Annotated in this window: 10 protein-coding genes; 5 read left to right on the top strand and 5 right to left on the bottom strand. The window is 64.3% G+C overall.

All coding sequences use genetic code 11. The features are described from left to right. Positions 1–5 precede the first annotated feature (5 nt). Together acs (AC6I1W_RS07240) and acs (AC6I1W_RS07235) are read right to left on the bottom strand one after the other, a co-directional pair. Positions 6–1,889, bottom strand: coding sequence for an acetate--CoA ligase (acs, locus tag AC6I1W_RS07240; RefSeq protein WP_270235878.1), 1,884 nt, complete (start codon positions 1,887–1,889; stop codon positions 6–8). A 144-nt stretch (positions 1,890–2,033) separates the two neighbouring features. Continuing rightward, entirely contained in the window at positions 2,034–3,920 is a 1,887-nt protein-coding gene (gene acs / locus AC6I1W_RS07235; RefSeq protein ID WP_270235877.1) for an acetate--CoA ligase, read from the bottom strand. Between the two features lie 228 nt (positions 3,921–4,148). On the opposite strand from acs (AC6I1W_RS07235), the gene AC6I1W_RS07230 reads away from it, so the two are divergent. From AC6I1W_RS07230 to AC6I1W_RS07215, 4 genes are read left to right on the top strand one after another with little or no spacing between them, the layout of a single operon-like run. Continuing rightward, positions 4,149–4,670, top strand: coding sequence for a rhomboid family intramembrane serine protease (locus tag AC6I1W_RS07230; RefSeq protein WP_270236143.1), 522 nt, complete (start codon positions 4,149–4,151; stop codon positions 4,668–4,670). 33 nt (positions 4,671–4,703) lie between these two features. Further along, positions 4,704–5,693: a 1,4-dihydroxy-2-naphthoyl-CoA synthase gene (locus tag AC6I1W_RS07225; RefSeq protein WP_004811696.1), complete on the top strand. Its 990-nt coding sequence runs from the start codon at positions 4,704–4,706 to the stop codon at positions 5,691–5,693. A 39-nt stretch (positions 5,694–5,732) separates the two neighbouring features. Continuing rightward, positions 5,733–6,899: an AMP-binding protein gene (locus AC6I1W_RS07220; protein ID WP_270235874.1), complete on the top strand. Its 1,167-nt coding sequence runs from the start codon at positions 5,733–5,735 to the stop codon at positions 6,897–6,899. A 60-nt stretch (positions 6,900–6,959) separates the two neighbouring features. Next, positions 6,960–8,150 carry an isochorismate synthase gene (locus AC6I1W_RS07215; protein WP_270235872.1) on the top strand — a complete coding sequence of 397 codons (1,191 nt, stop codon included), beginning with the start codon at positions 6,960–6,962 and terminating at the stop codon, positions 8,148–8,150. A 6-nt stretch (positions 8,151–8,156) separates the two neighbouring features. On the opposite strand, the gene menD is transcribed toward AC6I1W_RS07215, so the two are convergent. Genes menD through lepA form a run of 3 tightly spaced genes read right to left on the bottom strand, consistent with a single transcriptional unit; the run spans position 8,157 to position 12,558 of the window. Beyond that, the gene (menD, locus tag AC6I1W_RS07210) at positions 8,157–9,707 is read right to left on the bottom strand and encodes a 2-succinyl-5-enolpyruvyl-6-hydroxy-3-cyclohexene-1-carboxylic-acid synthase (RefSeq protein WP_260186293.1); all 1,551 of its coding nucleotides are present in this window, start codon (positions 9,705–9,707) and stop codon (positions 8,157–8,159) included. Beyond that, the gene (locus tag AC6I1W_RS07205) at positions 9,704–10,714 is read right to left on the bottom strand and encodes an o-succinylbenzoate synthase (RefSeq protein WP_081302554.1); all 1,011 of its coding nucleotides are present in this window, start codon (positions 10,712–10,714) and stop codon (positions 9,704–9,706) included. The genes menD and AC6I1W_RS07205 overlap by 4 nt, the downstream gene beginning before the upstream one ends. Continuing rightward, entirely contained in the window at positions 10,711–12,558 is a 1,848-nt protein-coding gene (lepA, locus tag AC6I1W_RS07200) for a translation elongation factor 4 (RefSeq protein WP_171048675.1), read from the bottom strand. Before lepA ends, AC6I1W_RS07205 begins: the two co-directional genes overlap by 4 nt. A 175-nt stretch (positions 12,559–12,733) precedes the next feature. Here lepA and AC6I1W_RS07195 point away from each other — a divergent pair, with 175 nt between their 5' ends. Then, the gene (locus tag AC6I1W_RS07195; RefSeq protein ID WP_270235865.1) at positions 12,734–14,647 is read left to right on the top strand and encodes an alpha-amylase family protein; all 1,914 of its coding nucleotides are present in this window, start codon (positions 12,734–12,736) and stop codon (positions 14,645–14,647) included. Positions 14,648–14,717: the final 70 nt, after the last annotated feature.

Here is a 14,717-nt window from a genome sequence, read left to right as displayed (position 1 = left end):
GTGGCTCAGTCCTCCAGGGTCGACAGGTCCCCCTCGTCCTCTCCCAAGGCACGAGCTTTGAGGACGCGACGCATGATCTTGCCCGAGCGAGTCTTCGGCAACTTCTCGACGAACTCGATGGCGTCGGGCTTTGCGATCGGCGAGAGGGTCTCGGCGACGTGGCCGCGGATGTCGGCGATGAGATCCTTGGACGGCTCATATCCAGTGTTGAGCACGACGACCATGTGGATCGCATTGCCCTTGACCTCGTGCGGCAGACCGATCGCGGCGCACTCGGCGACGGCCGGGTGGGAGCCGACGGCAGCTTCGACCTCAGCGGTGCCGATGCGATGACCGGACACCTTGATGACATCGTCGGTACGACCAATGATCCAGACGTAACCGTCCTCGTCGATCTTGGCCGAGTCGCCGGTGAGGTAGACCCCCGGATACTTCTTCCAGTAGGTCTCGACGTAACGCTCCGGCTCCTTATACAGGGTGCGCAGCATCGACGGCCATGGGTTCTTGAGGACCAGGAAGCCATCGGTGCCCGGCGGGACCTCCTTGCCCTCCTCGTCGACAACGGCGACCTCCTGGCCGGGGATGGGTTTGCCCGCAGATCCCGGCTTCTTCGGCATCGTCGGGAGGCTGGTCAGCTGCATGGCACCGGTCTCGGTCTGGAACCAGGTGTCGATGATGGCGCACGTGCCATCGCCGACGACGTCGTGGAACCACTGCCAGGCCTCCGGGTTGAGGGGCTCACCGGCACTGATGAGGATGCGCAGGCTGGACAGGTCGTGCTTGCGCACCCAGGCGTCACCGAAGCGCATCAAGGTGCGGATGGCCGTCGGAGCGGTGAACAAGCTGTTGATGCCGTAGTGCTCGATGAGCTGCCACCACACGTCCGGGTAGGGGAAGACCGGGCTGCCCTCGGCCATGAAGGTGGTCGCACCGCGCAGCAGCGGGGCGTAGATGACGTAGGAGGTGCCGGTGATCCAGCCCGGATCAGCGGTGCACCACCAGCGATCTTCCTCGTGAATGTCCATGCAGTACTTCATGGTTGCCGACAAATGCACCTGGTAACCACCGTGGGTGTGGACAACTCCCTTCGGCTTACCGGTCGAGCCCGAGGTGTAGAGGATGAACAACGGGTCCTCGGCGTCCACCTGGACGGTCTGGCACTTGCCCTTGGCAATCGGCAACTTGCACAGCTCGTGATACCAGTGGTCCCGGGTCGGGTCCATGGTGACCTCGGTGGCCGTGTTCTTGACGACGATGACGTTCTCCACGGTCGGTGAGAACTTCACCGCATCGTCGACGATCTGCTTCATCGGGAAGACCTTGCCGTTGATCCACGACCCGTCAGCGGTGATGACAACCTTGGACTCCGAACCGTCGATACGGGCGTTGAGGGCCTCCGAGGAATAACCGGCGAAGACCACCGAGTGAACGGCACCGATCTTGGCGCAGGCCAGCATCGCGAAGAACAGCTCAGGGATCCGAGGCAGATAGATCGTGACGACGTCACCCTTGCGCACGCCCATCGAGAGCAGGATGTTGGCCATCTGCTCGACCTCGCGTGCCAACGAGAAGTACGAGAAGGTGCGCACCTTCGAGGTGTCCTCACCGACCCAGATGAGGGCCAACTTGTTACGACGCGCGGTATCGAGATGACGGTCCACCGCATTGGTGACGATGTTCGTGCTGGCCCCGGTGAACCACTTGAAGAACGGAGTGTCGGAACGATCCAGAACCTTGTCCCACGGCTTCGACCACTCGAGTTCCTGGGCCTCGGCCTCCCAGAATCCTTCGGGATCAGTGGTGGCGGATTCGAGCAGCTTGTTCCAATCGCCCACATTGGCGACGTCGACAACGGGCTGCGGTGCTTCAACGATGTTCTCGTCAGTCATGGTGTCCTCCTTGACATCTGGGGTTAGTGGATCGGGGCTGGGTATGGGAGGGTCCCGACGCTTGGCATACCCGGCGTCGGGACCCTTTTCAGTTGTCCATATGTGGTTGTGGTGTGCGGATCCTCCGAGGAAGGGAGTCGAGGATCAGTCCTCCAGGGTGGAAAGGTCGCCTTCATCCTGGCCGAGGGCTCGAGCCTTGAGGACCCTTCGCATGATCTTTCCGGAACGAGTCTTCGGGAGCTTCTCGACGAAGTCGAAGCTGTCCGGCTTGGCGATCGGGGAGAGCACCTCGGCGACATGAGCGCGCAGGTCGGCGGTGAGCTGCTTGGTGGGCTCGTATCCTTGGGCGAGGATCACGGCGCAGTGGATGGAGTTGCCCTTGACCTCGTGCGGCAAACCGATCGCGGCAGCCTCGGCGACGGCCGGGTGGGAGATGAGGGCGGACTCGACCTCGGCGGTGCCGATGCGGTGACCGGACACCTTGATGACGTCGTCGGTACGTCCGATGATCCAGATGTAGCCGTCCTCGTCGATACGGGCGGAGTCGCCGGTGAGGTAGACCCCCGGATACTTCTTCCAGTAGGTGTCGAGGTAACGGTCGGGGTCCTTATAGAGAGTACGCATCATGGCGGGCCACGGGTTCTTGAGGACCAGGAATCCCTCCTTACCGGCGGGCAGCTCGTTGCCATCCTCGTCCACGACAGCAGCCTCCTGACCGAAGACCGGTCGACCAGCAGCGCCGGGCTTGAGAGGCATGGAGGGAACCGTGGTGATCTGGAACATGCCGGTCTCGGTCTGCCACCAGGTGTCGGTGATCGGGCACGTGCCGTCGCCGACGACATCGTGGAACCAACGCCAGGCCTCCGGATTGATCGGCTCGCCGACCGAGCCGAGCATGCGCAGGCTGGACAGGTCGTGCTTGCGCACCCAGGCCTCGCCGAAGCGCATCAAGGTACGGATAGCGGTCGGAGCGGTGTAGAAGCTCGTGATGCCGTAGTGCTCGATGAGCTGCCACCAGCCATCGGGGTACGGATAGGTCGGGCCGCCTTCATGCATGAAGACGGTGGCTCCGTTGAGCAGCGGTCCGTAGACGAGGTAGGAGTGACCGGTGATCCAGCCCGGGTCGGCCGTGCACCACCAGCGGTCCTCCTCCTTGATGTCGAAGCACTGTTTGAGGGTGGTATAGGTACCAACCTGGTAGCCACCGTGAGTGTGAACGATGGCCTTCGGCTTACCGGTCGAGCCCGAGGTGTAGAGGATGAACAACGGGTCCTCAGCGTCCACCTGGACGGTCTGGCACTTACCCTTGGCAATCGGCAACTTGCACAGCTCGTGATACCAGTGGTCCCGAGTGGAGTCCAGGGCGACGTCGGACTTGGTGTTGCGCACCACGATGACGTTCTCCACGGTCGGTGAGAACTTCACCGCATCGTCGACGATCTGCTTCATCGGGAAGACCTTGCCGTTGATCCACGACCCGTCAGCGGTGATGACAACCTTGGACTCCGAACCGTCGATACGGGCGTTGAGGGCCTCCGAGGAATAACCGGCGAAGACCACCGAGTGAACGGCACCGATCTTGGCGCAGGCCAGCATCGCGAAGAAGATCTCGGGGATCCGAGGCAGATAGATGGTGACGACGTCACCCCTGTGCACGCCCATGGCCTTGAGAACGTTCGCCATCTGCTCGACCTCGCGATTGAGGGCGAAGTAGGAGAAGGTGCGCACCTCGTCGGTGTTCTCGCCGACCCAGATGAGGGCCAACTTGTTACGACGCGCGGTATCGAGATGACGGTCCACCGCATTGGTGACGATGTTCGTGCGGGCCCCGGTGAACCACTTGAAGAAGGGCTTGCCTGAATCGTCGAGGATCTTGTCCCATGGCTTCGACCACTCAAGCTCCCGGGCTCGTTCCTCCCAGTAAGCGACTGGGTCGGCCTTGGCCTTTTCCTCGAGCGTCTTCCAGTCCGAGACCCAGGCGTTGTCGATGATGCTCTGATCAGGCTCGAAGACGTCCTGCTGGTCCGCCATACGGTCCTCCTCGACCTTCTACCGCTCTTGCGGCATCCGTTTCGTGTGTTGGGAACGATAGAACCACACCGACGGGTCGTTTGTGAGGAAAATCACAGAAATTTCCCGATTCTTCTTTGCGACACTGGATACATGACTTCCTACCTGCCTCCGTCGTCCACTCCTGTCCACCGACGTCGGGCCGAAACACCGAGTCGCACGAACTCCATCGCCAGCAGCGCCGGGGTGATGACTGTCGTCGTCGCGATCATGTGGATCCTCGAGATCGTCGACACCGTGCTCGGCAACACCCTCGATCAGTTCGGGATCCATTCCTGGACCGGTCAGGGACTGTGGGAAATCTTCACTGCTCCGTGGCTGCATTACGGCTGGGCCCATCTGGCCGGTAACTCCGTGCCGCTCTTCGTCCTCGGCATGCTCGTCTACATGGAATCGACATCAACCTGGGTCACCTCAGGGCTCATGATCACGGTGTGCTCGGGGCTCTTCGCGTGGTTCTTCAGCGCACCGGGAACCATCACCCTCGGTGCGTCCGGGATCGTCTTCGGTTGGTTGGCGTATCTGCTGGCCCGGGGCCTGTTCACCAAGAGGCTGCGCGACATCCTGGTGGCCATCGTCGTCTTCCTCATCTACGGGTCTGTGCTGTGGGGTGTGCTTCCGGGACAGGCTGGGGTGTCCTGGCAGGCCCATCTGGGCGGTGCGGTCGGAGGTGTCATCGCGGCGTCGTGGCTGGCTCGTCGTCCCAGGTGAGACTGCCTGACCAGGGGTGGTAGCTTCCACCGGGTGAGCACCCTTCCTTTCGTCTCCGACACCTTTGACGCAGACCGTTGGCGCGAGGTCAACCTTCCCGGCGACCCCTTGACCGACATGACCTTCCACCGCCTCATCTCGCGTGGAGAGGTCGACCACGCCCCGGCCGGCGAGGACCTGCCGGTGGTGCGGATCGCCTTCGACCGTCCTGCCATCCGCAACGCCTTCCGCCCGCACACCGTCGACGAGCTGTACCGCTGTATCGACGCGGCACGCTGCACCCCTGACGTGGCAGCGATCATCCTGACCGGGAACGGCCCCTCTCCGCGCGACGGCGGATACTCCTTCTGCTCCGGCGGTGACCAACGCATTCGCGGTGCAGCTGGTTACCAGTACGAGTCCGAGGAGACGGCCGGCGACGAGGACCTGGCCACCGACGCCCGCCGAGAGCGGATCGCCAGGGGACGTCTGGGGCGTCTCCACATCCTCGAGGTGCAGCGGCTCATGCGCGCCACCCCCAAGCCGATCATCGCCGCCATTCCTGGTTGGACGACCGGTGGTGGCCACTCCCTCATGGTGGTGGCCGACATGGCGGTGGCCAGCCGGGAGAACGCTCGGTTCAAGCAGGTTGATGCCAATGTCGGCTCCTTCGACGCCGGATATGGTTCGGCCCTGCTGGCTCGCCAGATCGGTGACAAGAGGGCCCGCGAGATCTTCTTCCTGGCGGAGACGTACACCGCCGAGCAGGCCGAGCGGTGGGGGGTCATCAACCGTGCCGTCGATCACGTCGAGCTGGAGAGCATCGCCATCGAGTGGGGCCTGACGATCGCCGGTAAGTCCCCGCAGGCCATCCGAATGCTCAAGTACGCCTTCAACATGGTCGACGACGGCATCGCCGGTCAGCAGGCGTTCGCCGGCGAGGCAACCCGCATGGCATACATGACCGAGGAGGCCCAGGAGGGTCGCGACGCCTTCCTCGAGCACCGCTCCCCCGACTGGTCCAGCTACCCGTACTACTTCTGATTCCTCACCTCTGGACACCACGACCCGACAGGAGGCCCGATGGCCGAGACCGCACGACTGCACGTCGTCAGGGTGGAACGCACCCAGACAGACGTCGTCTGGCTGACCGAGCGCTTGACACGCTTCTTCCAAGGCTCAACGCGCTCGGTTCTCGTGCCGGCCGGGAGCGAGGAGAACCCAGTGGCCACCCTCGAGGACCTCGAGAGGAGGACGGTCTTCCTGCCCGATGAGGTCGGGCTCGTGATGCGCACGTCCGGGTCGACCTCTGCTCACGGACGCCTCGTGGGTATCTCAGCGGCTCAGCTGCTGGCGTCCATCAACGCCACGGATGCGCGACTTGGCGGGGCCGGAACCTGGGTGCTCGCCCTTCCCCCCAACCACATTGCCGGTCTACAGGTCGTCGCCAGGGCCGCAGCCGGTGATCGCTCGGTGGTCGTCGTCGAGGGGAAGGTGACTCCTCAGGCCCTGTCTGACGCCATCGACGAAGCGGTACGGAGGGATCCGAACGGTCGGGTGTATCTGTCCCTGGTGCCGACCCAGCTGACCGACTGCATGGATGACTCAGTTGCCCGTGACACCTTGACGCGATGTTCCGCGATTCTCGTCGGGGGTGCCGCGACCTCCTCGCAGTTGGTTTCCGAGGCTCGAGCTGCGGGGATGCCGATCGTGCTGACCTATGGCATGAGCGAGACCTGTGGCGGTTGTGTCTACGACGGGGTCCCGCTCGACGGGGTGCAGGTTCGTCTGGACGAGGATGGTCGGGTGTCACTGTCTGGTCCGATGGTGATGTCGGGGTATCTCGATGAGGGACCGGCCGATGATTGGTACCTCACCGGCGACATCGCCCACTGGCGAGACGACCGACTCGCCGTCGATGGTCGGGCCGACGACCTCATCATTTCCGGTGGACTCAAGATCTCCCCCAGCCAGGTGGCCGATGCCGTCACCGCAACCGGGTTGGTGAAGGACTGTGTCGTCGTCGGGCTGCCCGACGAGAGGTGGGGCCAGGTCGTCACGGCCGTCGTCACGGGATGTCAGGAACCGGAGCGTGTCCGGGACACCGTCAATCTGCCACGGCAACTTCGTCCGCGAATCGTCGTGACGGTCGAGGCCATTCCCATGTTGGCTTCCGGGAAAGTGGATCGTCTCGAGGTGAGGAGACTAGCCGAGCAGGCCAAGGCAGACGGATCTGCCTGGACGCGTTGACTCAGGCCGCTGCTGCCGTTCCCGTGGCCGGCCGACAGGCCCGGAGTAGCATCTCCCCTCGTGCACACCTTGTCCTGCGATGTCGACCTGTCCGCTGCGAGTGGGGCTCGGTGGTTGGATACCACGCGTCGTTACTGCCCGCCCGAGGTCGAGCCGTGGATCTGGGTGGCTCCCGACACCGACGATGCCCCGGCCATGGTCGGGTGGGGCGAGCAGGCCCGCTTCACCGCAGGCGGCCACGGCGCTGCCGCGAAGGCGTTCAATGCCTATTCATCGTGGGCTGCGCAGCACTCTGACGCAGCTCCCGTGGCTTTCGGTTCTTTCCCGTTTTCCCGGGACGAGGACGGATTCCTCGTCGTCCCCGCTGTCCTCCTCCTCCGTCGTCACCTGGGCGAGCGCACTCTCGTCTTCTGCCCGGATCCCACCCCGATTCATCGCGGCGATTCTGACCTGCCGGTCATCGAGACCCAGCTTCCCGATCTTGACGCTGAGAACTGGAGCCAGGCCGTCAACGCCGCGACGACCCGGCTGTCCCAGGACCCCGAGCTGGAAAAAGTGGTGCTCTCGCGGTCGGTGACCGTCCAGGCGTCCGCCCCGATGGACCGTGGACTCGTCGCGTCCCGGCTATCGGGCAAGTTCAGCGGCTGCTGGACCTACTGCCATGATGGCCTGGTTGGGGCGACTCCCGAGTTGCTCGTTGACTGCCGCGATGGCCTGTTCCGTTGCCGGGTGCTCGCCGGTACCCGCAAGCCTTCCTGGTCCCATGAGTTGTTGCAGGATCCCAAGGAGCATCGTGAGCACGAGCTGGCGGTGGCTTCCGTGACAGGACGACTGACCGAGGCTGGCCTGTCCGACCCTGCCATCCGCGGGCCCTTCCTGCTGGAACTGCCCAATGTCACCCACCTCGCCACGGACATCACCGCTAGGGTCGGCACGTCGAATGCTGCACAGATCGTCGACGTCATCCACCCGACCGCAGCTGTGTGCGGCACTCCTCGAGAGCTCGCCTACCAGTTCATCGAGCAGACCGAGGTCATTGACCGAGGACGGTTCGCCGGGCCAGTGGGATGGATGTCGCCGGATGGGTCAGGCCAGTGGGCCTTGGCCCTGCGCTGTGGTCAGTTCTCCGAGGACAACCGATCCGTCCGGGTACACGCCGGTGCGGGCATCATGCCCAGCTCCGACCCGGACAAGGAATGGATCGAGACCGGAGCCAAGATGGAGGCCTTCACGTCGGCGTTGGAGGGCTGAGACCCCTCAGACCTGGGGCAATGTCACCTCGACGATGCTTCGTCCGCGGACAGATTCAGTCAGGAAATCCGTGGTCTCGACGCACTGGTAGCGGGCCCCGACGGTCTTCGCCAGCCCTGCCAGATCAAGCTCCTGCGGGGTGAGGAAGAACCTCTCCAACACCGGACGAGGAGCAGCGGCGTGCTCCAGACCGGTGAAGATCGCTCCCCCGGCGTCATTGAGGACGACGACCTGGACGTCGATGTCCCGTTCCGCAGCTCCCCTGAGGAGGGCGGTCGCGTCGTGGGCGGCAGTAAGGTCCCCGACGACGACTCGCACCGGCATTCCCAGCCCCAGGTGCAGGCCGACACCTGTCGAAGCGGTGCCGTCAATCCCAGCCAGTCCTCGGTTGGCGATGGCCACCGGTCCCCGCTGCTCGGGAACGGCGCAGCGATCGAAGGAGCGGATGACGGCGGAAGCGCCGAGCACGAGAAGTGGCCCGACCCCGCGGCAGGCGTCGGCCCAGATGGCCGCGCAGATCTCGTCCTTGCGAGTGACGGCTACCGGATGGTCGGCGCGTTTCCACCGAGCGAGCCAGGCCTCGTCCCGACTGGCGGTGCGCACCGTGATGGGACCTGGGACGACCCGGGCACCACCGGCGACGTCGGTCCAGCGAGAACCGTCGGCGACGACCGTGACGGGCTGGTTCGCCAAGAGTCGTGTAACGGGTCGTGACAAGGTGGGATGTCCGAGGACGAGGACGGCCTCGACCTCGTCGGCCAGATTGGTCCCGAGCACTCCTTGGTAGTCGGTGAGGGCGTTCTCCCCCACTCGCGCCCCGGAACTCGGCTCGGCCAGCAGTGGCCAGCGTCCTTCCTCGGCCAGGGCGACCGCGTCACGTCCGGCACCGTCACCGGCGACGACGACGGTGTGAGGAGGCATGAAGACCGGGGTCGACGGCCGGACGATCCTGTCCACGACTCGGGGCTTGGGGGGCACCGGATGCCACGGCTCGTCGGGGACGAGCGGGTCACGGAATCCGACGTTGAGATGGACCGGCCCGGGGTCCGAGGACAGTGCCCCACTGGCAGCCGTCACGGCGCGCAGCACGAGCCCGTCGAGACGGTCGTCAGCGGGGAAACCGGCGGGAATGGCGCCGAAGAACCTCGGTGCCGTCCCGTAAATCCCTTCCTGGGTGGTGGTCTGGTTGGCACCGGTCTGCCACATCTCGTGGGGACGATCGGCAGAGCACACGACGAGCGGAACTCCGCTGGCGTCGGCCTCCAACACCGCGGGATGCAGGTTGGCCACCGCTGTCCCCGAGGTCGTCACGACCACAGCCGGGCGCCACAAACCCTCCATCATCGAGCCTCGTGAGAGCCCCAGGGCGACGAATCCGGCCGACCGTTCGTCGAGACGCACGTGGACGTGCAGCCATCCAGCAGCCTCAGCATCCGCCAAGGCATATCCGATGGGGGCGTCGCGGGATCCAGGACAGTAGACGACATGTTCGACCCCGGCTCCGACAAGGGCACTCACCAATCGGCGAGCTACTGCAGTGGAGGGGTTCACGGTCATCTCCGTTCCAAGTCGGCCAGGGCGGCCACGGTGAGATCCAGACGCTCGGTCCATCTCGGACACAGGTCGTCGTCGGGATCGTCGGCCTCGACGTCGACCACGCCTCGCTGCGGAGTCAGGTAGCCATCAACGGGCATCAGGGGTGAGCCACTGACGTCACCGCGGAAGAGCCTCAGGGTCCCCAACCCGCAGGCATGGTCGAGCTCGGGCAGGGCGGCCGCCAGGTGGGTGGCCAGTCCGATGCCGATGCTGGTGTCCAGGGCCGAGGAGACGACGGCCGGCAACCCGGCGGCATCGATGACCTCGAGGGCGCGGACAACACCGGCCAACGGCTGAGCCTTGACGATGATGAGGTCGGCCGCACCAGCTCGTGCCACCGCAACCGGGTCGTCAGCGCGACGCACCGACTCGTCGGCCGCCACCGGAACATCGACCCGGCGTCTCACCTGGGCGAGATCCTCGACCTGGGGGCAAGGCTGCTCGACGTACTCCAGTCCCTCGGCTGCGGCGTTGAGTTCGGCGATGGCCCACACTGCCGTCTCGACGTCCCACGCAGCATTGGCGTCCACCCGGATCTGGCCGTCTGGCATGGCCTCACGCACCGCGGCGACCCGGCGGCAGTCCTCCCACAAGTCGCTGCGGGGATCGGCGACCTTGACCTTGGCGGTGGTGCAGGCCGATTCAGCTGCCATCGTCCGGGCGAGATCGGCGTCAACAACAGGGATGGTGACGTTGACGGGGATGCGGTCACGTCGGGCGGCCGGGACAGGTTGAGTGGCCCCCTCGATGCCCGCACGCAACCAGGACGCGGACTCGGCCGGGTCGTAGTCCCAGAACGGGGACCACTCTCCCCAGCCCTCCGGGCCGTGCAGCAGGGTTCCCTCGCGCACCTCGATGCCACGAAACCTCACCGTCAGCGGCACGGTGAAGGCGATCACCTGGTCGATGCCGCGATCAGCCAGCTGGGGCGGAACCTGCAGCCGACGGGCGTGCAGTCGGGAACTCACTTCTTCTCCGTCGACTCGCCGGTGCGCAGAGCGGCCACGAAGGCCTCCTGGGGCACCTCGACCGAGCCGACCACCTTCATCCGCTTCTTACCCGCCTTCTGCTTCTCGAGCAACTTGCGCTTTCGGGAGATGTCACCGCCGTAGCACTTGGCCAACACGTCCTTACGGACGGCACGGATGGTCTCTCGAGCGATGACGCGAGCGCCGATGGCAGCCTGGATCGGCACCTCGAACTGCTGGCGCGGGATGAGTTCCTTGAGCTTGGCCGCCATCGCGACGCCATAGGAATAGGACTTGTCGCGGTGGACGATGGAGCTGAGGGCGTCGACCGGATCGCCATTGAGCAGGATGTCGACCTTGACGAGGTCAGCGGCCTGCTCACCCGCCTCGTGGTAATCCAGCGAGGCGTAGCCCTTCGTGCGGGACTTGAGCTGGTCGAAGAAGTCGAAGACGATCTCCGAGAGGGGTAGTCGGTACCGAATCTCCACGCGGTCCGAGGAGAGGTAGTCCAGTCCCTGCTGGACCCCACGGCGCTGCTGGCACAGCTCGAGGATAGTGCCAATGTACTCGGCAGGACTGAGGATGGTGGCATCGACGATGGGCTCGTGCACCTCGGCGATACGCCCGGAGGTCGGGTACTCCGACGGGTTGGTGACGGTGACGGTCGACCCATCCTCCATGAGGACGTGATGCACCACCGAGGGCGCGGTGGAGATGAGATCGAGATCGAACTCGCGTTCCAGGCGCTCGCGCACGATCTCCATGTGCAGCAATCCCAGGAAGCCGACGCGGAAACCAAATCCCAGGGCGGTCGAGGTCTCGGGCTCGTAGACCAGGGCTGCGTCGTTGAGCTGCAGCTTGTCGAGGGCGTCGCGCAACTCCGGATAGTCCTTGGCATCGATTGGGAAGAGCCCCGAGTACACCATGGGCTTGGGATGCTGGTACCCGCCGAGATCCTTCTCGGAGGGCTTAGCGGCATTGGTGACGGTGTCGCCGACTCGGGACTGACGGACATCCTTAACGCCAGTGATGAGGTAACCGACCTCGCCGACGGACAGTCCGTCAGCTGGCACCATCTCCGGGGAGATGACGCCGATTTCGAGCACCTCGTGGGCTGCCCCGGTACTCATCATGAGGATCTTCTCGCGGTGACGCAAAGCGCCATCGACGACGCGGACATAGGTGACGACGCCGCGGTAGGTGTCGTAGACCGAGTCGAAGATGAGGGCACGAGCTGGAGCGTTGGCCACTCCTTCGGGAGCAGGCACCTTAGCGACGATGGTGTCGAGCAGGTCGTCTACCCCGTCACCGGTCTTCGCGGAGACCCGCAGCACCTCGGACTCATCACATCCAATGATTCCGGCGATCTCAGCGGCGTGACGATCCGGTTCGGCGCCCGGAAGGTCAATCTTGTTGAGAACTGGGATGATCTCCAGGTCGGCCTCCAGGGCCAGGTACAGGTTGGCCAGGGTCTGGGCCTCGATGCCCTGAGCCGCGTCGACGAGCAGAATCGCCCCCTCACAAGCCTGCAGGGACCGCGAGACCTCGTAGGAGAAGTCGACGTGCCCCGGGGTGTCGATCATGTTGAGAATGTGGGTGGCACCGTCGACCTCCCACGGCATCCGCACCGCCTGGGACTTGATGGTGATGCCGCGTTCCCGCTCGATGTCCATACGGTCCAGGTACTGAGCGCGAGCGCTGCGCTCGTCAAGGACACCGGTGATCTGCAACATCCGGTCGGCCAGGGTCGACTTGCCGTGGTCAATGTGCGCGATGATGCAGAAGTTCCGAATGATGGCCGGATCTGTGCTGCCAGGCTGAGGCGCGGACATCTGCTCCCTCATGTCTCGACGATGGTGCCGGGGGTGCCCGGCTCAACTTCCAGTCTCTCACGCACCAGCGACACAGTGCTCAACCAGTGCTCACGGCCTGGTTCAACTCAGTACTCATCACGGCGCTCATCCCGTCGACCACACGTCAATCCCGACGGTCAGCTCCACACCCGATTAGGCTTGAATCATGGTCGCCGACGACAGCCTCCGACATGCGAGCCTCGATCCGTCCACCCAGCAATCCTTCGAACTGCGTTGGGAGCGCTATCTCCCCGATCTGTGGATCGGTCTCAGCAGGGTCTACGGCGATCGCGCCGACGAAACCTTGCAGAGAGTCCGGGACATTCTCGTGACCCGGATCGCCAAGCGCCCTGACGATCTCAAGCGTCTCGACGAGGCTCGGCTCCTTGAACCCGACTGGCTGCAGAAGCCGTCCATGATCGGATACGCCACCTACACCGACCGTTTCACGGGCACCATCAAGGGCATCAACGATCATCTGGACCATCTGTCCGAGATGGGGGTGCGATATCTGCACCTCATGCCCTTGCTGCAACCACGACAAGGAGTCAATGACGGGGGCTACGCCGTCGCCGACCATCACACGATCCGTACTGATCTGGGTACGATGGACGATCTCGACGATCTGACGACCACGCTGAGGAGCCACGGCATCTCCCTGGTCGTGGACCTGGTCGTCAACCATGTGGCAGCCGAGCATGAGTGGGCTCAGCGAGCACGTGCTGGTCAGCAGAAATACCGTGACTACTTCCACGTCCTGAAGACTCAGAACGAGGTCGATGCGTGGGAGAAGGATCTCCCGGAGGTCTTCCCCGACTTTGCGCGTGGCAATTTCACCTGGAACGACGACTGTCAGGGATGGGTCTGGACGACCTTCAACGAGTTCCAGTGGGACCTCAACTGGGCCAATCCCGACGTCTTCTGCGAGTTCCTCGACCTCATGTGCGAACTCGCCAACCGCGGAGTGGAGGTCTTCCGTCTGGACGCCATCGCCTTCATCTGGAAGAAGCTCGGCACCGGCTGCCAGAACCTCCCACAAGTCCACGACATCACCCAGTCACTGCGCCAGGCGATGCGAATCGTCGCTCCTGCCGTGGCCTTCAAGGCCGAGGCTGTCGTCGGCCCGAATGACCTCATCGGGTATCTGGGACGAGGCCGCCACTGGGGCAAGGTATCGGACATGGCGTACCACAATAGCCTCATGGTGCAGCTGTGGAGCGCCCTGGCTGCCCGCGACGTCAGTCTCATGGAGACGGCCTTGAGCCGGGTCCCCGACAAGCCCTCGACGACAACCTGGGCCACCTATGCCCGGTGTCACGACGACATCGGATGGGCGATCGACGACGCTGACGCCCGCGACACCGGGCTGGACCCCGTCGCCCACCGTCGATTCCTCTCAGACTTCTACTCTGGGGATTTCCCCGGGTCCTTCGCCCGCGGCCTGGTCTTCCAGGACAACCCGGAGACCGGTGACCGTCGCATCAGCGGCTCCCTGGCGAGCCTCGCTGGATTGGAACGTGCCTTGGAGGCCGAGGACCCGGCCCTCATCGACGCCGCCATCGCCCGCATCGTCATGTTGCACACCGCGATCCTGGGGTACGGCGGCGTGCCGCTCATCTGGATGGGTGACGAGGTCGGAATGCTCAACGACGACTGGCAGCGCGACCCTGATCATACTGACGATAACCGATGGGTCCATCGTCCGGTGATGGACTGGTCGTTGGTGGAGCAGGCTCAGGCCGAGCCTCACAGCGTCCCTGGTCGAATCTGGCGCGGGGTGAGACGAGCCATCAATGCCCGTCGTCGCAGCCCCGAGTTCCATGCGTCGGTGGAGACGGTCGTACTGCCCTCACCCAGCCGCAAGGTCATCATGTGGGGCCGACCGCATCCAGAAGGCCGAATGATCGAGCTGTACAACGTCAGCGAGCAGGAAGTCTGGTTCCCCATGGAAACCCTCCGATCGGAACTCGACGACGTCGTCACCGAGCTGCTGAGCGGATTCGACTACGATCTCACCCCCATGAACCTGCGGCTTGCCCCATACGAGTGTCTCTGGTTGAGTGCCCGACCTGGATCCTGATGTGCCCACCACAATGCTCCGACTAGGGGTGAGACCACGAGGGTACCCGCTGATTTGGGGCGTACGGCGT

The organism is Cutibacterium sp. KB22876 (assembly GCF_059728865.1).
Note: the sequence above shows the minus strand (reverse complement) of the source record. Positions and strands in the feature narration are given on the sequence as shown.